This is a genomic window from Lacinutrix neustonica, from assembly GCF_026625145.1.
Classification (GTDB): Bacteria; Bacteroidota; Bacteroidia; order Flavobacteriales; family Flavobacteriaceae; genus Lacinutrix; species Lacinutrix neustonica.
Window position 1 is genome coordinate 659,951 of the sequence record NZ_CP113088.1, and the last position, 20,505, is coordinate 680,455.

Below are 20,505 nucleotides of genomic sequence, written 5' to 3' on the forward strand. Positions count from 1 at the left end.
TTATGGCAAGTGATAAATTTGATAATGAGTTACTTCCATTATTAAGTGATTGCTCATTGTTTTCAGTAGTATTCGAGCAACTCAAAAGCACAGCGAATGACACAGATACAATAACAGATATGAGTACCCTTATTTTAAAATTCATTTATTTAGTATTAAATAACAATTAGTCTACAGCGATTAAGATAAAGCCCCAATCGAATTCACCATTACCATCTGTTGATCTCAAGACCATCTCATTAGTAGTGCGCATTTCAATTTCATAAGTATGATCACCCCCTATATAATACCCTATAAAACCAATGCCTGTTAAATTTATAGTTTCAGTACCCCCTGGCGCAGTAAGCGTCCATTGTTCAGAATAGTCTTGGTACGGATAATTCTCTATATCTGCTCCATTAACAGTACCTGCTCCAGTACCATTTAATTCGTCTATGAGTCCTTCACGCCCAAAAACGGTTCCTGTTGGATCATTCACAGGGTCATCATTTGTACCATCTACATTATGTGTAAAGGTTCCATCTATATTAAAAGTGTAACGGTCATCATACATACCCACACCTTCCTTAGCATTAGGCGGCGCTGGATAAAAATCATTAAGAGGCCCATCTATTGGACCTAAGCCAAAATGACTTGCTACCTCACTTCTAATTCTAAAAGTTCTAGAACTATTGCCTGTTAGTAGGGTAATTAACTCTGCTGGCGGTTCGTACAAAGACAATACTTCGACCTCGATAATCTCTGTTGTAGAAGCACCACCAGTACCAACGGCAATCACAGATACGGTATATGTATTTAGACCTAAATTTGAAAAGCTATAGGTTTTTAAACCTGAAGGAGCAGAAGACACCACATTATTATAGACAAATTGATATGACAGAGCATTATCTGCTGACGCCATAAATTTCACGATGCCGCTACCATCCCCATTCGGGTTATTAGTATCTGCTCCTAAAACATCTACTGTAATCTGAATATTTGAAGGTGCTGTAATCTCTCCAAAAGTAATATCGTCCTCTTGACAGCTCGCGATTACAAATATTGAGCATAACATCAATACTATATATTTTAAATTTTTCATGTTGATTATTTTAATTAGTCAATAAAATATTATCGAAATAATAGGTCACGTCAGCGATGCCATCATTACCAAAATCAGGGAACAAGATCAATGTGTCGTAAGAGTTGTTAGGATTAAATCCTGAAAAGGTCGTCAAATCAAAACTTAAGGTTTCCCACTGGTTTGATACGGTTGTGTCTACAAACACTTCTACAAATACACTTGGGTTTCCATTTCCATCTCGGTGGCGACGTTGAAGCTTCCATTTTTAATAGTATTGGTGTTCCTGCTGTTGGAGACCATACATCGATATTGAGTGTGGTACCATTTGCAAAATTAGTGGCACCGGCCAAACCCATACCAGCACCAGCCCAAACTTGAGCTCCACTAGTCTTCACAATTTCAAATACTTTACCGGAGGTATTGATTCCTGACATATTTGGATTTGTAACTATTGCCACATTTGCACCACCAAAACTAAACGTCCCATAATTGAATAATGTAGATTCAAAATTAATTGGTATAGACGGCGAAGGTGGTGTTGCACCATTAATTCTAATATTATCAAAATAATAGGTTGCCCCTGTACCACTGTTACCAAAATTGGCAAAGAATATAGCTCTATCGTATGCATTAGAAGTGCTAAAACCTGCAAACGTTGTCAAGTCAAAAGCTAGTGTTTCCCATTGATTTGCTACTGTTGTTGTTGCTTGAACTTCTAAGAACACCGTAGGATTTCCATTACCATCTAGTGGTGAAGAAGAGTCTTCCATTTTATATAATATAGGCGTTCCTGCAGTAGGGGAATATACATCTACTAATATTGTTGTTCCTTCAGAAAAATCTGTACCTCCCGCAAGGTTTATTCCTGCACCAGCCCACACTTGTGCACCGGAAGGTTTCACTAATTCAAAAACGTTTTCTGTGGTATTAATGCCTGATGGCACAGGGTTAATTATTACAGAAGCTGGAATAGGTTCGAAATTAGCGCCGCCAAAACTAAAAATACCATAATCGAATGTTGGGGATTCAAAGCCTACAGGTAGGATTGGTTGGGTCTGTACCGAAGCTGCTCGATAAAAATAAAAATTATCTATATATACCACATCAGAAACACCGTCTGAATCTATAATTATTTGCGTTATTTTTTCTTTATTAGCTAGATTTCCATCATCGAAAGCCGTCATATCAATATCTATACTCTGCCAAGAACCGCCCACCGTAGTTCCTAAAGATTCAATATCTTCTCCTCCATCAACAGTATTTACTATTTTTACCAGTAATTCATTTGTTGTACCAGATGGTACCCAATAATCTATATGTAATGTCTCCATAGCAGAAACATCAATACCGTTAGCATAGTTAGTAACAATTCCTAGAAAATCTAAAGTTGTAAGTTTCCAAATATTATCAGTCCCTACAGTAGTAGCTTCAAAACCTGAGGAAGACCAAACGGTAGGTAACTCATCTAAAGTTACATTTGTGTATGCATCACTAAACACGGAAACCACATCTGCATCTACTCTAGCTGGAGGTTCAGGCGCTGCATTTAGAGGCGCTAAAATTTCTGTAACTAAAAACGCTTCACTATAAGATGTGGTCTCTACCGCTGCACTAAATGCAGTAACAGTAATGGTATACGTACCTGGCTCTTGGTATGTGTAAGAAACGGTATCATTAATATTTCCCATTATAGGTGTAGACCCAAGTTCTCCAAAATCTACCTCATAAGATAAAGCGAACTCTGCAGACCCTGTAACATTAACTTGTTTAGAGACATTACTATCATTCTCAATAGTTACCATTAAATTTTGAGGTGCCTGAAAAGACACAACAATTTCTTGAGTAACCGTAGTCGTTTTGCCGTTTATTCCAATAGCCGTAATAGCTATTAAATACACGCCTTCGGCATACGTATGCTGCGTGTTATATCCAGCGCGTAAAATTTCAGAAGTATTTTCTGAACCATCGCCATAGTTTACGACAAAAGTATTTGCGCCTTCACCAAGAGGTGTTATCGTAACCAATCCCGTATTATCCTGAGTCACTGTTACTAATGCAGATACATTAGTAGGTGCTGGAAATTCATTTATAAAATCAGTATTGTCATCGTCTTGATTACAAGCAAAATACGTTGCTGTAATTAAAAAGAAACAAAAAAGGTGTTTTAATGTTTTCATTTTTCTTTTTTTAATTTTTAATATCCTGGATTTTGGTCCCAACGATTGCCTGTTAATGCTATTTCTATAGATGGAATCGGAAATAATTCATTTTTTAGAGTAAATCCATCAATCTCTCCCAATGCTCTGCCAGTTCTTACTAGATCGAAAAAATGATGTCCTTCACCAACTAATTCTACCCGACGCTCATGATAAATAGCCGTAGTTAACGCAGCGCCTGTTACGGATACATTATTGTCCATATTACCAAATGCACGGGCTCTCACTCGATTTAAATAGATGAGTGCTTGCGCATCGCTAATATTACCTCTATTATTCGCTTCTGCAGCCATTAATAATACATCTGCAAAACGAATAGCTCTATAATTATTAGGATTTGTTAAATTGGCGTCACCAGTATTTAGATCGCCTTGACGCGGAATATATTTTCTATTAAAATAACCAGTGTGTTCATAACCTGTTCCATAAGTTGCTCCTGTAGTTGCTGCCCAAGCTTCTATATCTAAAATGGCAACGTCTCTTCTTAAATCATCTGTTTCAAAAGCATCATAAACTTCTTGTGTTGGGATATTAAAACTAAAACCGGATTCAAAAAGTGGACCGAATAATTTCTCACCCCATTAAAGCCAACAGCCACATTCCCTTCACTACATTGTAAACATCCAAAACCAGCGCCTTCGGTATCAATATATTGTACTTCGAAAACAGATTCAATGTTGTTTTCATTGTCGTTTTCAAAGAGGGTATCATAATCGGTAACCAAATCGTAAGGCCCAGTTTCTATTAGTGTTCCTAATACGGAAGCCGCTTCAATAAATTTATCTTGATAGAGGTATACTTTACCTAAAAGCGCCTGAGCCGCACCTTTGGTGACCCTTCCGGTCTCTGTTTGTACGGCAGGCAAATTGTCTATGGCAGATAATAAGTCTATTTCCATTTGGGCATACACTAATGCTTTAGGCGTTCTATCTACATCGAATTGTTCACCAAAAAGTATGCGCTTGTCTACTACCAATGGAACGTCACCAAACCATTTTACTAATTCAAAATAGTAATACGCACGAAGAAATCGGGCTTGTGCCAACACATTTTCTTTGTCATCAAAATTTATTTTATCTTTAAATTCTAAAATATAATTGGCACGACTAACACCTGCGAACATCCACCCCCATATGTCACGTAGTTGTGCATTACTAGGCGTATGAATCATATCATCAATCTGCTGAATCCCTGGCACGTCATTAGCGCTTTCTCCTCCAGCTTTGGTATTATCTGAAGCGATTTCACCAAGCATAACATTAAGATAGGTTGACTGCAACAAATCGTATGCGCCAATGAGTGCCTCTTGATACTCTGCTTCTGAATTAAAATAATCTTCTGAATTTTCATTTAGAGGTTTTACATCTACAAAATCATCACTACATGACATAGTAACTAAAACAGCTAAAATTAATAGGTAAGTATATTTTAAATTTTTCATATTGTTCTTAGCTTAAAATTTTACGTTGGTTCCTAATAAAAATGTTCTTGGATTTGGATAAAATCCTGGATCGATACCTCCTCCAATAGGTGCACCGTTAGATGATGTTGGGTCAAAACCTCTATACTCTGTTAACGTAAATACATTACTAACAGAAAGATAAAGCCTTATATTCCTTAAACCGATATTATTTAATTTCTCTTCATTAAAGGTGTACCCGAGTTGCATGTTTTGAGCTCTCAAAAAAGAACCATCCTCTACAAAATAATCTGAAAACACACCATTAGCAGTCGCTCCTGTAGTTACTCTAGGATTTGTGTTGGTAGACCCTGGACCAGTCCAACGTTCTAAAGCATAGATGGTTTTATTGGTAATACGATCATTTCTATCATAGTTTCTCACAATGTCATTACCTATAGAAGCGAAGAAATAGGTTTGGAAATCAAAATTCTTATAATCTACCGCTAGATTTAGCCCCATAGTCACCTCGGGAATTGGGCTTCCAATGAACGTTCGGTCTTCTTCGTTTAAAACACCATCCTTATTTACATCTACAAATCGTAAATCACCAGGCTGTGCATTTGCTCCCAATGCGAGTTGTGAAGGATGAGCATCGACTTCGGCTTGCGATTGAAATACCCCATTAGTTTGTAAGCCATAGAACACACCTATAGGTTGTCCCACTTCCATTCTTGAGGGTCGATTTGCTTGACCAATGCCAAACACACCTCCTACTTCGTAACCAATACCATTGTTGACTTCAAGAACTTCGTTATCTAATGTGGTGAAGTTGTAGCTTACATTAAATTTTAAATCATCCGTGATATTTTCAATATATCCTATCTGAAATTCTAATCCTTTATTCCTCACAGTTCCAGCATTCACCGTTGGTGGTCCAGCTCCTGGTGCAGCATTCCCTAAAATTCGGGACGCTTCAACATTAAGAAGTAAATTTTCTGTCGTTCGATTAAAATAATCAACAGTTAAATTAATTTTATTGTTTAACAACCGCGTTTCTAATCCAATATCAAAAGTTCTTTGTTCTTCCCACTGTATTTCAGGGTTTGCAATTGGTCCGGTTGCTGAACCTACGACTATCTCGTCATCAAAAACATATACACCTTCACCATTAATAGTAGAAACGAACTTAAATTCATCTATTCTATCATTCCCTAAAATACCGAATGAACTTCTTAATTTTAAAAAGTTTACTATACTACTATCTTCTAAAAATGCTTCATCAGAAATCACCCAACCAACAGATCCGAAGGAAATATACCAAACTTATTCTCTGGGCCAAATTTTGAAGAGCCATCTCTTCTTACTACCGCTGAAAACAGATATCTCCCTTTATAATTATATTGTAACCGCCCAAAATATGAGAGCAACCTAGAATCAAAAAAGCGATTGCTTATCGCTAAATAAGGATCTGTAATAGTTTCGGCGTCGTTTATGTCTGCTTGTGCAAAAGTTGTGTTTTCACGGCAAACCATTACCTACAGATAAATAATAATCTCCAGTAGTTTTGTAAACGGAAGTTCCAAGTGTCACTTTTAAATTATGAACATCATTAAAAGATTTCTCGTAATTAATAAAGGCGTCAAACGTATAGTCTCGAAAAAACTGAATCCCTTCAGTATATTGTATATTATTAGAATTATCGAATACCGAACCGTTACCATATTCAACCACAGGCCTGAAATCTTTACTTCTCACCTCTGAATAATTCCATTGGTGGTTTGCTTCAGCAGAAAAACCATTATCAAAATTATAGTTCAGTCCAAAAACCCCACTTAATTTATCAACTTTAGTTCTGTTGAATGTGTTTTCTATTTGTTTTAATGGGTTTACCACTTCAATAGGATAATTAACAGAAGAAGTAAATTCACCATTTTCATCTCTCACTGAACTTGTAGGTGCAAAATTTAAACCATTAAATAAAACAGAACCCAAACCATTTTCAGGTAAAGATTTTCTTGTGGTTCCTGTATATATGAGATTGGCTTTTAAATTTAAGTTCTCAATTATTTCTGTACCAAAATTTACGCGTGTGGTATACCGTGTAAAATTGGCTTTACTCCCCCCCACAATTCCGTCTTGAGTTAAAAGTGATGAACCAAAGGAATAGGTTGATTTTTCTGTCCCTCCCCTAACATTTATATTATTATTAAAAATGGGAGCCGTTTCAAATACCTCACTCTGCCAATCTGTACCACGACCCAATCCGCCTGCATTTGGAAACGGCAAAGTTTGTCCGTTTGCTGCAGCTGCTTCATTTCTTAGTAAAGCATATTCTGTAGCATTTAACAACGGTATTTTTCTTGTGGTTTGTTGAAAACCTACAAAAGCATCATAGTCGAATTGCATAGGCATAGACTTTCGTCCTGTTTTTGTAGTAATCAAAATCACGCCATTCGCTGCTCTTACACCGTAAATACCAGCAGTAGCATCTTTTAACACGGTAATGTTTGCAATGTCTCCTGGATTTACAACACTTAGATCTTCTATAACATTACCATCTACTAATATTAACGGTCTATTATCTCCATTGGTCGAAATACCACGAATTCTAATATTTGAAGCGCTGCCAGGAGAACCCGATTGAGATGTAATATTCACACCGGCGACCTGCCCTTGCAAAGCTTGCTCTATTCGCGTTGGTTTAAGATTTTCGATAGTTTCAGAATTTACTACCGATACGGCTCCAGTAATCTCTTTTTTCTTTTGAGTTCCATACCCTACTAAAACGACTTCGTCAAGTTTAGAGGCATCTTCTCTCATTAATATTCGAAGTAGTTCCCCACTATTAACAACTAGTTCTAGAGAGGCATAACCGATATAACTCAATTGTAATGTGGCTCCAACAGGAACATTATCGATAGAAAAATTACCATCAAAATCGGTAACATCTCCTTTATTCATATCTTTTACCACAACGTTTACACCTACTATAGGCATGTTGTTCGTTTCGTCTATAACAATACCGTAAACATTGACATTTTGGGCGTAAGTAGAAATACAAAATGCGACAATTAATAATGCTGTAAATTTAATTTTCATAGTGCGCGAATTAGCTTATTCTCAAAATTAACTCAGAATTATGATAAATTATCATAAAATCACGCTACAAAAAACATACATCTCAAAAAAATACTGTTTTTCGCGCCAAATTATCAGTAATATGTTGATTTTTATGACATAAAAAGCCATTGAACTGCGCCCAAATAATGACTTAAAACTATTAAAAATGTTAAAATGTAGTGGTAATGTATAGTTAAAAACACAAATTGTTGCGGTGTTACAACTCTAAGATGTAGCTAGTTAACCCCGTCTCATGAGGTAAATCCATTTTTTTTCGCAATCGATATCGTTTGACTTCTACACTTCTAGGAGAAATATTTAAAAGTGGAGCAATTTCTTTAGAAGACAAGTTTAGCCTGAGATAGGCACATAGTCTTAAATCATTTGGAGTTAATTTAGGATGCTTAGATTTTACTTTCTTTAGAAAATCCTTATCCGCATTATTAAAAGCTTCTTGAAACAATTTCCAATCGTCTGTATTGTTAATATTTTTATCGATAATCTTGATTACCGGATTCAAATTCGCATCCGTTTTTGCATGATTTAATTCCTTTTTTATATCATTAAGAAATTCATTCTTTTTGATTAAACTCATTGTAGAGATAGCAAGTTCCCTGTTTTTATTTTCTATATCGCGCTGCAATTTTTCATTTTTAAACTGCATTAATTGCTGTGCGTTTTCTAATTCTCTGTGTTCTAATTCTTGTTTTGTTTTTTTTAATAAAACTTCTCTCTGTTTTCGAAAATAGCTATTGTATAGATTATGTGTAAACAAGAGCAATAGAACGCCTACTATAATATAAATGGCTACCATGGTATTCGATAAATACCAAGGCTTTTGTATTTCAAATTCATAAGTAGCTATATTTGAAGTGATATTACCTCCAATTCTTCCTCTTACATTAAAGCGATAAGTACCAGAAGGTAAGTTTTTGTATAACACACTAGCATTAGAAGTCCAATCACTCCATTGATTGTAAATACCAACAAGCTGGTGTTGAAATTCTACATTTTGAAATTTATCAAATTCAGGCACACTGTATTCAAAGAGAATATTGTTTTGTGCATACTCCAAATCTGCAATTTCAGCTTTATTTAGCTTATTTAATTTTCCATCGACCGCATTAGAACCAATGGTATTTATATTAATTTGATATGATTTCTCTTTAATAGCATTAATATCTATAATAATATATCCTGAAGAAGTACCAAACAAGTAATTTTTGTTACTTAAATTTAAAACATTCTCATAGCTTGGAACGCCCTTTCTAAAGGCATTAGAGATTGGTATTCTTTTAATTATAGGAGTTTTACTTAGTTTTCCCGGGGTAATATAACTAATGTTATTCTTGGTAAAGCTCCACAAATTTCCAGTTTGCTTATCTACTATTATTTTACCTGAAACAAAATTTTCTTCATCGTAAACTTGACTAAATATCGAATCCTTTTCGAAGTTTTTATTTTTAAAATTATATTTAAAGACACCTTTATTAAAGGCATAGTATATGGCGTCATTATATTTAAACAAACTGGAATGCAATTCTTTCATAACCGTGTCTTTGGTCACGTGTATCGCTTGAGTATATGACGCATCTAATTTAACGTTAAAGACGCCTTTGTATTCATGACTCATAATGATTTCATTCGCATTTATAAGCTCAAAGAAACGAGAGGAAATATCAAAACCTTCAATTTTATTTTTAAAGGCCCAAGTATCCTCTTGTCGTTCTAATATATTAAGGCCATTGTAATTGCCTTGCAACAATAGATTTTCCTGACCTTGTATGGGTTTAATAGACCAAGTACCTTGAATGTCTGCAATTTTTTCTGCGACGCCGTTTTTAATTAAAAATGTACCGGAATTATGGCCGCAGAATAGACGTTCTTTTAATTCCACTAAGCACCAAACTTGTCCTTTGGTACCTTCAACAAATTTAAAGGCTTCTTTAGAATCTATAGTTTTATAAAATAAGCCTTGGTTTGTTCCTAAATATAGTTTGTCTTTATATATGGCAGAAGTATAAATGGTTCCTAAAGTACCCTTTTCGTCATTAAAAATTGTAATGGGAGATTTAATATTAATACTAGCAATTCCATTATCAAGGGCTAACCAAATGTTGAGATCATTATCTTCAAAAAGAGCCAGCACCGTATTATTTAACAGGCCGTTGGTTTGATTTATTTCTTGAATAATTTCACCTTTGGTATCCACTTCAATTAATCCGTTTGAAATGGTACCTATCGCATAGGTGTTATCTTTTAATTGAATTCCACTATAAACGGTATAGTTTGACAAATAGGCGTTTGTTATTTTATTCCATGGTTTCATCTCTCGGTTCTTTATAGTATAAAAACCATTTTCTTGTGTTAAAAAGAGAAACGCACCTTCTTCTTCTTTAAAAATATTAATTATGGACTCGTTTTTTGAAATACTATTCTCTAGGAATGGGATGGCTTTACCATTTTGAATTTTATAAATACCTTTATTAATAGATTGAAAATAAATCGTTCCATCTACTTGATACATTTTAGTAATTGTTGTTTCCGATTCAATGATTTCAAATGTTTTACTAACGGTGTCATAAATGTAAATTCTATTTAACGATCTAAAAAGTATCCAATTTTCTACACTAATAATTTGCCAAAATTGTTCATCTTCAACGAGTGGTGTTTTAAGCAGATTAGAAAGTGAATGGTATTTTAATATCCCATAAACATCTTTTTTCCAAAATCCAAACTCCATATAACAGCCGGTATAAATCTTGTCATCAATAACCTTAACCGATCTAAGAATTGTTTCATTGGGCGAGTTATAAAGCTTCCAACTGGCACCGTTGTATTCTAACAACCCTAAGTTATTAGCTACATAAATATAATTGTCATTGGATTGAGAAATTGCCCAATTTTGATTTTCTGCACCATACTGTTGTGGTGTAAAAACATTTATAGGGGGTAATTCTTGCGCAAACAAGACTGCACTAAAAACGCATGAAATGCAATTAAACAAGGCTCTAAGCAATATAATTTTATTTAATGTCATAATTAATTATTACATGCAATATACAATTTTGTATGGGAATTAGTATTGAAAAAAACAATCCATTAACCGGTTTAAAATACTTACTTAGCATGTATTATAACTGAACGGCTTCCTGTTTTATCCTTTTTAATGTTAATCATTGAGTGTGACACTTAAGCCCACTTCGAATGAATACCCGCCTGTCGTTTTATAGACAATGTTTCCTATCTTTTTTGAGTATTAGAAAATCCTTACTAAAGGGACCTCCTTTAACTGACATATATCATAGTTCCATTTTAAGCATTTACATAGCTTTACTTTATAACAATTAGAAATATGAAAGTCATTATATATAGCGCTAAAGATTTTGAGATGCCTTATTTGGAAAGGGCGAATAATAAAAAACACCAATTAACTTTTGTTAGTGAAGCTCTAAACTCCAAAACAGCCATTAAAGCTGTGGGCTATGACGCCGTTTCAATTTTTTCTCGCGATGAGGCCACGATTATAACGTTAGATAAATTGAAAGATTTTGGCATAAAATATATTGCTTTACGATCTGCCGGTTACGATAATGTAAACTTAATAACTGCAAAACGTTTAAATATCAAAGTGGCAAACGCACCAAACTATTCCCCTTTTGCCATCGCTGAACATGCCGTGAGTTTACTTTTGGCGTTAAACAGGAAACTAATGGAATCAAACCGACGTGCAGAACACTTCAACTTTGATTTAAATCATCTCATTGGTTACGATTTAAATAATAAAACTGTTGGTATCATTGGTACTGGAAGAATAGGTTCTATAATGGCAAAAATCATGCATGGTTTTGGCTGTAATTTGTTAGGGGTCGATATAAAAAAAAATAAAGAACTAGAAGACACATACGGCTTGACCTACGTATCTATGAAAACTCTTTGTGAACAAGCAGATATCATTTCTATTCATGTCCCTTTAAATGGTGATACACACTATTTAATAAATGAAGCTTTAATTGAAAAAATGAAAAAAGGAGTCACCATCATTAACACAGCGAGAGGTGCGGTTATTAACACTGAAGATATTATAAAAGGTTTAGAAAATGAGACCATTGGTGCCTTAGGCATCGACGTATATGAAAACGAGCATTACCTCTTTTTCAAGGATCATTCTAATGAAATTCTTAAGGATGAATACATTATTAAACTAAATGCGATGCCTAACGTACTTATTGCTGGCCATCATGCTTTTTTAACCGAGGAGGCACTAACCAATATAGCAGAAATTATGATCTATAATATAGACTGCTGGAATGAGAATAAAGACACGGAAAATGAATTAACCCAAACCAGTAACGAGGCAACAACCACTTAAAACAGTATAATACTTAGTATATATCCCTTTTAAAAGCAACTGATTTCCTTTCTCCTCTACTATTTAGGGATTGTATTTCATTTTATTTTTTTTTGTAATGGTCGCTTCTTCCATTTAATAGAAGCTTCCAGTATCTTTCTCCTGTTTTACCCAAATGACATCAATGATATCTCATTTGAAAGTCCTTTAGGTATTTAAAATAGGACAATAAAAAGGGCTGCTGAAATGATAGATATGAATTCTACTGAACCAGTAACTCTTTTTTAGATTTTGAATCGATAGTTTCTAAAACATGAATCATACTATCATAACCTATTTTAAAAATAACATCCGTATTTTTTTTATCAAAAAGACCATACTGACTTAGTGCTGCAGGTGCAATGACTAAATCACAATCAGAAAATTTTCTCATATCATCCCTAACGATTCTTATATTCATTGCTCTGTCTATAATATTATGAAAATGCTTGAAATGGTTTACTTTTAGAATGTCAAAATGATTCACATAAATACCAATGATTTTATCACACGTTTCAACGAGTAAATCCACAGGGAAATTATTTAAAACACCGCCATCTACATACATTTTGTTATTTAAATGTATTGGCGAAAAAACACCAGGGAACGCTGCTGATGCTAGAATGGGTTTTATAAGTTCTCCACTTTCAAAGATTTCTGACTGGCCTTCTAGGATATTAGTGGTTGTAATAACTAACTTTTTTTTTAGCGCATTAAAATTATCTTCTGGAAAATAGCTTTTAAAAAAGGAGTGGTATTTTTCAGAATCTATAAAACCAGGCTTATTCAATGCATAGTTTTTAATATTAAAGAGTTGAATTTTCTTAAAAAAAACAAGCATCTCTTCCCAGGAATACCCATAGGCGTATAAGGCACCTACAACAGCTCCGGCACTGGTTCCTGAAATATTTGTAATTGTAATGTTATGCTCTTCTAATGCTTTGATCGCTCCTATATGTGCGGCGCCTCTTATGCCTCCTCCGAGAAAGCGCTAAACCTATTTTCATTATACTTTGAATTTAATATTAAAGTCTAAAAGTAAGCTGAGATAGGGCAAATAAAAATGATATTCATCAGCCTTGCGATATGATTATTATCATTTAAAACACCATTCTATTACTATACATTTGACTATTTACGTCGCTATTATGCTGAATACAAACAACATCGCCATTAAACTAAAGGTTTTTTTTGTAGAGATAGGTGCTCTCTCCTATTTTACATGGCGGTTTTTTAAGGAAGCATACAAACGGCCCTTCGAGCTCAAAGAACTCGTGAGACAAGCCTATAATATGGGCAATCAATCGCTCTTATTGGTTAGTATTACAGGATTTATAATAGGTTTGGTTCTAACTCTACAAACGAGACCTACATTAATGGGATTTGGAGCCGTTTCCTGGATGCCTTCTATGGTAGGTATTTCAATTGTTAGGGAAGTAGGCCCCATAATTACCGCTTTAGTCTGTGCAGGAAAAATTGGCTCAGGTATTGGTGCCGAACTGGGGTCCATGCGTGTCACAGAACAAATAGATGCCATGGAGGTTTCAGGTACAAATCCTTTTAAATATCTCGTAGTTACTCGAGTTCTCGCCATTACTTTAATGCTTCCCTTATTAGTTATTATTGGGGATGCTGTTGCCTTATATGGTTCATATCTCGTTGAAAATGTAAAAGGCAATACCTCATTTTACTTGTATTTTAATCAAGTTTTTGAGTCTTTAGAATTTGGGGACCTCCTACCTGCAACTATTAAAACCTTCTTTTTTGGTCTTGCCATTGGTCTCGTGGGATGCTTTAAAGGCTATTATTGTGAAAAAGGAACGGCGGGTGTTGGTAAAGCTGCAAATTCTGCTGTTGTTTTTACTTCGTTACTCCTCTTTATTATTGACTTTATAGCCGTTTTTCTAACTGATATTTTTTATGATTTATGACACTAAATAAAAACATACCCAGTTTAGATGACACTATAGTAACCCGTGACATTGTTTTAGAAATTAAAGATTTATATAAAAGTTTTGGAACTAATAATGTCCTTTATGGTTTCAATATGAAACTATATCAAGGTGAAAGTTTGGTTATTATGGGAAAATCGGGTTCGGAAAATCGGTAATGATTAAATGCCTTGTCGGTTTAATGGAACCCGATAGCGGTACCATTTCTGTAATGCATAAGGACATCACCAAATTAGACCAAGCAGCTTTAGACATCCTCCGTGCAGATATTGGGTTTTTATTTCAGGGCAGCGCTTTGTATGATTCTATGACGGTAAGAGAGAATTTAGAATTCCCATTGCGACACCATGCAAAAAAAATGGGCATTGAAAAAGACACCGCTGCTCGTGTCATTGAAGCATTAGAAAATGTGGGCTTAGCTCACGCCATAGACTTAATGCCTTCAGAATTGTCTCGGAGGTATGAAACGGCGTATAGCCTTAGCTCGTACACTTATATTGCAACCTAAAATTATTTTGTACGACGAACCTACTAGTGGTTTAGATCCCATTACAGCAAAGGAAATTATTCTATTAATGCAAGACATCCAAAAAAAATATGGCACCTCTTCTCTTATAATTACACACGATGTAGATTGTGCACGCGTGATTTCAGAACGCATGATACTACTTATAGATGGTATTAATTACGCGGTTGGTACGTTTTCAGAATTATCCTCCTCAAAAGATCCAAAAGTCAAAGCTTTTTTTAAACACTAACACGAACACCATGAAAACTACAAACGCACAAAAATTTAATTTAGGCCTCTTTGTCACTATCGGCACAATCCTATTCGTGGTGAGTGTTTATTTTATAGGGCAAAAAGAAAATATGTTTAAAAAAACATTTCGTATTAGTGCCTATTTTCAAAATGTAAATGGATTATTGAAAGGAAACAACGTACGCTATTCGGAATAAATATAGGAACGGTAAAGGGGATTACTATGGTTAATGATTCTACTATAAAAGTAGACATGGTGATTGAAGAAAAGATAGTGAATCACATAAAAAAAGATGCGATTGCTACTATTGGCTCTGATGGTTTAGTTGGTAATATGATTATAAATATAGTACCAGGAAAAGGTGGCGCAAAAGCCATAAATAATGGAGATATTATAAAAACTTATAGTAAAATTGGAGCAGATGACATTTTAAGTACCCTGAGCGTTACTGGAGAAAACACGGCTATTTTAACTGCGAAGCTACTTAAAATTACCGATGCTTTAGCCGAAGGAAAAGGCACCTTAGGCGTATTGTTAAATGATACTATTATGGCAAATGATCTAAGATTTTCTATTAAAAATTTAAAACAGGCAAGCTATAGCACTTCAACAACTATTAACGAAATAAATAATATTCTCAAATTTATACAAACCAATGATGAATCTCTACTAGGTGTCTTATTACATGACACGCTTACTGGTGAAAAATTAAAGACTATTGTAACTCATTTAGAAACCTCAAGTACCGAAATTGAAACCGTTGTTAGTCATATTAATACTATTGTAACTGATTTAGATTCTAATAAAGGGACTTTAAATTACATTGTAAATGATACCATTTTGGTCCGTGATTTAAAAACTACTATAAAAAACATCACTGAAGGCACCGATAAATTTAATCAAAACATGGAAGCCTTAAAACACAATTTTTTAACCCGAGGTTATTTTAAGAAACTAGAAAGACAAGAGAAAAAGGCGCTTAAAAAGCGTGAATAAATTATAGAAACCCGATTAATAAATGGCACTATAATTTCTTTAAAAATGACTTGATAGTTTCGAGTCGTAAATCCATCTCAGTTTTAAACCGAAAAGTACTAATTGACCAAAATGACTTGATGTTTATTAGAACTTCTTAATGTAATGGTATTCCCCGACTTATTTTTATAGACGAACAAATGGGTTCTACCAATAGACTCCTTGATGACTTCTATTGGTGTAATAAAGTCTACCGCATCTAAGTTTAAACCATTAGTACTAGAATTCAAGGTATAGTTTTCGACTAATGAACTGAATACTTTAGTGGTTTTCTCATTAAGTATATAATGTTTATAGTCTCCATTATGTTCGATAAGCAAAGCAAGTGTTTTAGATTTAAAACCTAGTAAAGGATCTTTACTTAAAGGAACAGCAAAACAGTTATTACTAAATTTAACCACTTCAGAGCCGTCGTAATTATAGCCTTTTATATCTAATATTCTAGACAATTCTTTATGTGCTGCCTGTAGAATGTTTGATAATGCCCCTAATGAAATAGGGCGAATTTGATTGGATAGCGCGTTAAATCCTTGGCCAACACTGTATATTGAAATTGCTGAAGTACTAGAAAAAGCAGTGTTAGGAACTAAGGATAATGCACCCGCACAGAGCGTGCCGGATGTAATAAAATGTCTTCTATTCATGGTAGGTTTGTTAGGTTAAGGAATAACTGCGGTAGTTATCTAGGTTATGGGTAAACGTAATATAAAACCGAAAATACATATTACTTTTAACATATTGCTGTTTTATATATGTTTTTATGATGCTTGTACAATGAAGAAATCTAACCTTTAGTTTATACGCCCTGCAAGCCTTGGTGTATTGAATCTAAGAAGAGTGGTTTAAAATCAAACGAGGAGTATGAGAAAGATTAATTTTTTTAACAAACATACGTTCTTAATATTATGGTTTTTCGTTTTAAGAGGTAAATGATAACATGTGTCAGCGGTTCGGTACATTCTTTAAAATTGTTTTGAAACACCCAAAGCAAAGACAATATAATTAAGATCCACCTTGGTCTTCGTATTTAAAAGCTCCAAATCTCTTGATAGCGCACGATAACCAACCTGTGGTCTTAAACTCCAACCATTACTTCCTAGAATAAAATCCAATCCGGTACCAAACTCATAGCCTATTCCGTGATTGGTGTCTTGAATTATATTACCATTAATATTTTCAATTTTAATATGACTATAGATAACACCGGCTCTCATAAGGTAAGACAGTTTTGAATCTTTACTAATAGGATGTATAAAATGAAACCCGAATGTATACCCAGTTAAATCAAATTCGATCTTTAAGGTATCATCAGCAGTTTGGAACGTATTAAATCCCCAACCCACATAGGTGTTTAAATGTTGCATAACTTTGTACGATAACGCCACTTCGAAACCAAATCCTGTTTTCAGTTTAACCATTCCAACCGATTTTGTTGGAAAATATATGCCTGGTCTAAACTCTGCAGACCACCGATTTTGTGCCGTTAACGTATTAAAAAAGAAGGCTACTATTATTACAAATGCTATTGTTTTTAAATGTTTCATGTGTGTATCATTTTGTATAATGGCCCACATGTTACTTCCATGGAGTCAGCCTCTTAAGTATAGCGCATTCCATAGAAACGTTTTTCATAATGGATTATTTAAATTTACTATTTAAAAATAAGCCATCTAATAGTCTAATAACATGATATTTATCAACTAAAAGACTAACGGATTGAATTCGTATTTCTTTAAAACAGACAGTAAGTCTACCAAGGGGAGATCTATAGAATAAGTGCCCGTGTAAGATGGACAAATGATACAATCGTCAAAATAAAACTCTACATAGGTGTCGTTAAGCACGAAGTTGTTTTTATGTTCAAAAAAATCGGATGAAGACAGCTCCCAACAATCATAATACAACGCCCCACTCTGTATTTTTTTGTTGATTTTTTCGTTGATTATAGTCAGTAATTCGGCTTCAGACCCTAAAATAAAGAAGTCTTCATAGGTCATAAAAACACCTCTGTTTAAATCGAAGTTAAAGCAGTCAAAAGAATAACTGGGATGCATCGCTCCGGAATAGAAGTTCTCTTTATAAAAAAGCAAACTAACAAGCTGATCATTTACATTATAAATTTTATAATCTATAAATCGCTCTTCTCTAAAATTTTGAGATTCAATACTATCACAAAGCAACTTGTTTTTTAGTATTTCGGCCTCAGTTTTAGAGATATTGACATAATACTCTTTAATAAATTCATTAAAATTTCTATGGGTAGGTTTAAATGATTCATTGAGGAGAGGATATTTGAAATCGATAGCATAGTCTTTATTATCTATTTTATACTTTTTATCAATAATCAGTTTTTGAAGCTCTTCTCTTTCATCCTTTTTTTCTATTAACTTTTTTTGCTTTAATTCTATAGAGACCGACTTATTGGATGGCTTAATATCGAGGTCTGTTATTTTTAGGCTGTCGTTTTTTAAGCTATCTGATACTAACGGTTTACGTGCTTGGCTGTCCTCAATAGCATCGCTAGCTTCTTCAGGATTTTCATTTCTACAATTAAAAAGTAGTATTGCTATTACTATGAGGTACAGATATTTCATTGAATTTATTTTGAATTTAATGCTTTTATTTAACAAAACGAGTGTCTTCATTTATTTTAATACATGAGAATAATTGGTAAGGTATGCGTTATCCATAAGATTTAATTGTAGATTTCAAAGAAAAAAGACACAAAAACTAACGAGTCGAGCTATTCTCCAATTCTAAACGAGCGCAAAGAGTCATTCTCTCGTTATTCCAAGGCTATGTCTTATTAAAACCCATATACTTGCTAGACCCATGTCTTCATTTTTTCTATTAAACCTCTGTTTAAAAACCCATTCCTTGAATTGAAAATATTGATTTAGATGCAACCAAAAGCCTACTATGCAAAGGAACGTTTGACTTTTATATGTTTTAAAACATCACGTCTAAAATCGTCGTTTTTTACCCGTTATTTCGGCTATTCGTATAATAAAAACAATAGGTACATCGTCTTTATATATTTTTGCAGAAAACTCATTAATATAGTCTACATCACGTTGTTCTGTATTTAGAATAACATCTTTAACGCCCAAGGAGAATTCATGTAATTTTGCTTTTGCAAAGCTCCCTTCCAACTCTTCATAGGCCCCCTCAACCAGTACGGATTGCCAATGATTAACAGATTTTATTTCTGCTACCTCAAGAGAAACAAAATTATGTTTTCGCATGGCATTTATCTTATGTCCTTCTCCTGAATATCCAACAATAACCCCCTCTTTTTCATCAAAATAATACGTAATGGGAACAACATACGGTCTGTCATGGTATATATAACCTAAATGACCTATATAGTTATGATTCAGAATGAATAAACTTTCTTTGTTAACTAAATTTTTTATCATAATTATTTTACTCTGATTTTTAGTATGGGTTCTAAGCGTGTGATAATTTCACTGCTGTAAGAAGTCACATTTTCTAATCTAGATTCTCCTGTAATGGCATCTACTGTCTTCATTTTAGAGTCACCAGATCCTGAAGTTGTTAACACAATTATTTTATCTAATTGTGAGCTCGTACGCTCCACAAATGTCTTGACCTCTAATGGTGGCTTCCACTTTTCCCAAGTGTGAATGATAACTAAAGCCGTATAGTCTTCAGGATTGATATGATTTAACTCTGAAACATCAATGATTTCCATATATACAGAATCTTGTTTGTAATGATCAATAATCTCAGCAGTAACAGCATTCTTGAAATCACTTCCTTGAGTGGCAATAAGTAACTTTGTCGATAAGTGTCCTGAATTAACATAAAAAGAAGTCACTGGATCCATTGAGAATTCATATTGATACCATGTAATAAACAAAAGAAATATTAAGATAATAGAAAGTATCCAAAGAAGTGTTTTTTTATACCCTTTCATGATCTCAAATCTTAACTTGATTTATTGCAATGCCAATTATAACCGTAACGATTATAAAAAGTTTCCCTTATCATCAAGCTTTACCTTAATGCGTTTTTCACCATTCTGTAACGTGATTTTATACATTTTTTTTGATTTTTCAGACTCTTTATAGTTAACCAAATACACATCTTTAGTAATCGCCCAATTAGGAAATCTTTTAGCTACAGAAAATAAAACAGGTTGAGGCAACTCAAGATCCTTATATTTTTCAGCTGTTCTTAGAATATTTCCATCATTGTCGTAAGTTGCCGTAATTCTTCCATCCGGAATAATAAAATATACATCGTATAAATCGTATTCATCCTGATAAATATCCAATGTTTTTATGTCGAAATTAGCCGCTTTTATCTGAAGCTGGTCCACCTCTATAGGCAAATCGTCTGCATCTGTGCTACGTAGATATTTGTAGTTAGTATTGACTAGAACGACTTCTTCTAATTGCTCCACGGGATCTTGTGCAAAAAGTTGGCTGGTTAAACCAAAAACAAATAAACCAATGATTATTTTTTTCATGATTTTTAATTTTAAAATTAATATGTTTAAAATTAAATATTTATGAAAGAATAAAATATGATATATGTCAT

19 protein-coding genes and 2 pseudogenes are annotated in these 20,505 nt (G+C 33.9%); 6 read left to right on the forward strand and 15 right to left on the reverse strand.

Going from position 1 to position 20,505, the window contains the following annotated elements:
• Window positions 1-2: 2 nt before the first annotated feature.
• Window positions 3-170, forward strand: coding sequence for a hypothetical protein (locus tag N7U66_RS03605; protein ID WP_267677365.1), 168 nt, complete (start codon window positions 3-5; stop codon window positions 168-170).
• Here N7U66_RS03605 and N7U66_RS03610 read toward each other — a convergent pair.
• From N7U66_RS03610 to N7U66_RS03635, 8 genes and pseudogenes are all read right to left on the reverse strand, one after another.
• The gene (locus N7U66_RS03610) at window positions 167-1,081 is read right to left on the reverse strand and encodes a glucan endo-1,3-beta-D-glucosidase (RefSeq protein WP_267677366.1); all 915 of its coding nucleotides are present in this window, start codon (window positions 1,079-1,081) and stop codon (window positions 167-169) included. The genes N7U66_RS03605 and N7U66_RS03610 overlap by 4 nt on opposite strands.
• A gap of 10 nt (window positions 1,082-1,091) precedes the next feature.
• The gene (locus tag N7U66_RS03615) at window positions 1,092-1,217 is read right to left on the reverse strand and encodes a hypothetical protein (RefSeq protein ID WP_267677367.1); all 126 of its coding nucleotides are present in this window, start codon (window positions 1,215-1,217) and stop codon (window positions 1,092-1,094) included.
• 1 nt (window position 1,218) lies between these two features.
• Window positions 1,219-3,240, reverse strand: coding sequence for a PKD domain-containing protein (locus tag N7U66_RS03620; protein WP_267677368.1), 2,022 nt, complete (start codon window positions 3,238-3,240; stop codon window positions 1,219-1,221).
• 17 nt (window positions 3,241-3,257) lie between these two features.
• Window positions 3,258-4,720 (reverse strand): annotated as a pseudogene (locus N7U66_RS03625) (RagB/SusD family nutrient uptake outer membrane protein).
• A 12-nt stretch (window positions 4,721-4,732) separates the two neighbouring features.
• Window positions 4,733-5,971 carry a SusC/RagA family TonB-linked outer membrane protein gene (locus tag N7U66_RS21320; RefSeq protein WP_313791397.1) on the reverse strand — a complete coding sequence of 413 codons (1,239 nt, stop codon included), beginning with the start codon at window positions 5,969-5,971 and terminating at the stop codon, window positions 4,733-4,735.
• A complete protein-coding gene (locus N7U66_RS21325) occupies window positions 5,968-6,213 on the reverse strand; it encodes a hypothetical protein (RefSeq protein ID WP_313791398.1) in 246 nt (81 codons plus the stop codon). The genes N7U66_RS21320 and N7U66_RS21325 overlap by 4 nt, the downstream gene beginning before the upstream one ends.
• Window positions 6,200-7,780: a SusC/RagA family TonB-linked outer membrane protein gene (locus N7U66_RS21330; RefSeq protein WP_313791399.1), complete on the reverse strand. Its 1,581-nt coding sequence runs from the start codon at window positions 7,778-7,780 to the stop codon at window positions 6,200-6,202. The genes N7U66_RS21325 and N7U66_RS21330 overlap by 14 nt, the downstream gene beginning before the upstream one ends.
• A 238-nt stretch (window positions 7,781-8,018) precedes the next feature.
• The gene (locus N7U66_RS03635) at window positions 8,019-10,841 is read right to left on the reverse strand and encodes a triple tyrosine motif-containing protein (RefSeq protein ID WP_267677369.1); all 2,823 of its coding nucleotides are present in this window, start codon (window positions 10,839-10,841) and stop codon (window positions 8,019-8,021) included.
• Window positions 10,842-11,156: 315 nt separating this feature from the next.
• On the opposite strand from N7U66_RS03635, the gene N7U66_RS03640 reads away from it, so the two are divergent.
• Complete coding sequence (locus tag N7U66_RS03640; protein WP_267677370.1) at window positions 11,157-12,173, forward strand: 2-hydroxyacid dehydrogenase; 1,017 nt, start codon at window positions 11,157-11,159, stop codon at window positions 12,171-12,173.
• A 241-nt stretch (window positions 12,174-12,414) separates the two neighbouring features.
• Here the strand turns inward: N7U66_RS03640 and N7U66_RS03645 are convergent, their stop codons facing one another.
• Window positions 12,415-13,164: a patatin-like phospholipase family protein gene (locus N7U66_RS03645; RefSeq protein WP_313791554.1), complete on the reverse strand. Its 750-nt coding sequence runs from the start codon at window positions 13,162-13,164 to the stop codon at window positions 12,415-12,417.
• 175 nt (window positions 13,165-13,339) lie between these two features.
• Here N7U66_RS03645 and N7U66_RS03650 point away from each other — a divergent pair, with 175 nt between their 5' ends.
• From N7U66_RS03650 to N7U66_RS03660, 4 genes and pseudogenes are all read left to right on the forward strand, one after another.
• The gene (locus tag N7U66_RS03650) at window positions 13,340-14,122 is read left to right on the forward strand and encodes an MlaE family ABC transporter permease (protein ID WP_267678601.1); all 783 of its coding nucleotides are present in this window, start codon (window positions 13,340-13,342) and stop codon (window positions 14,120-14,122) included.
• Window positions 14,119-14,901 (forward strand): annotated as a pseudogene (locus N7U66_RS03655) (ABC transporter ATP-binding protein). The gene N7U66_RS03650 and the pseudogene N7U66_RS03655 overlap by 4 nt, the downstream one beginning before the upstream one ends.
• Before the next feature lie 10 nt (window positions 14,902-14,911).
• Window positions 14,912-15,100 carry an MlaD family protein gene (locus tag N7U66_RS21335; RefSeq protein ID WP_313791400.1) on the forward strand — a complete coding sequence of 63 codons (189 nt, stop codon included), beginning with the start codon at window positions 14,912-14,914 and terminating at the stop codon, window positions 15,098-15,100.
• Between the two features lie 26 nt (window positions 15,101-15,126).
• Window positions 15,127-15,900 carry an MlaD family protein gene (locus tag N7U66_RS03660; protein ID WP_313791401.1) on the forward strand — a complete coding sequence of 258 codons (774 nt, stop codon included), beginning with the start codon at window positions 15,127-15,129 and terminating at the stop codon, window positions 15,898-15,900.
• Window positions 15,901-15,998: 98 nt separating this feature from the next.
• On the opposite strand, the gene N7U66_RS03665 is transcribed toward N7U66_RS03660, so the two are convergent.
• The 6 genes from N7U66_RS03665 to N7U66_RS03690 form a co-directional block, all read right to left on the reverse strand.
• Entirely contained in the window at window positions 15,999-16,583 is a 585-nt protein-coding gene (locus tag N7U66_RS03665; protein WP_267677371.1) for a hypothetical protein, read from the reverse strand.
• 318 nt (window positions 16,584-16,901) lie between these two features.
• Window positions 16,902-17,483 (reverse strand): outer membrane beta-barrel protein, encoded by a 582-nt coding sequence (locus N7U66_RS03670; RefSeq protein WP_267677372.1) that lies wholly within the window; start codon window positions 17,481-17,483, stop codon window positions 16,902-16,904.
• Window positions 17,484-17,639: 156 nt separating this feature from the next.
• Window positions 17,640-18,533 (reverse strand): DUF3298 and DUF4163 domain-containing protein, encoded by an 894-nt coding sequence (locus tag N7U66_RS03675; protein WP_267677373.1) that lies wholly within the window; start codon window positions 18,531-18,533, stop codon window positions 17,640-17,642.
• A gap of 369 nt (window positions 18,534-18,902) precedes the next feature.
• Window positions 18,903-19,358, reverse strand: coding sequence for a pyridoxamine 5'-phosphate oxidase family protein (locus N7U66_RS03680; RefSeq protein ID WP_267677374.1), 456 nt, complete (start codon window positions 19,356-19,358; stop codon window positions 18,903-18,905).
• A gap of 2 nt (window positions 19,359-19,360) precedes the next feature.
• The gene (locus tag N7U66_RS03685; RefSeq protein WP_267677375.1) at window positions 19,361-19,879 is read right to left on the reverse strand and encodes a hypothetical protein; all 519 of its coding nucleotides are present in this window, start codon (window positions 19,877-19,879) and stop codon (window positions 19,361-19,363) included.
• A gap of 51 nt (window positions 19,880-19,930) precedes the next feature.
• A complete protein-coding gene (locus tag N7U66_RS03690) occupies window positions 19,931-20,434 on the reverse strand; it encodes a nicotinate-nucleotide adenylyltransferase (RefSeq protein WP_267677376.1) in 504 nt (167 codons plus the stop codon).
• Window positions 20,435-20,505: the final 71 nt, after the last annotated feature.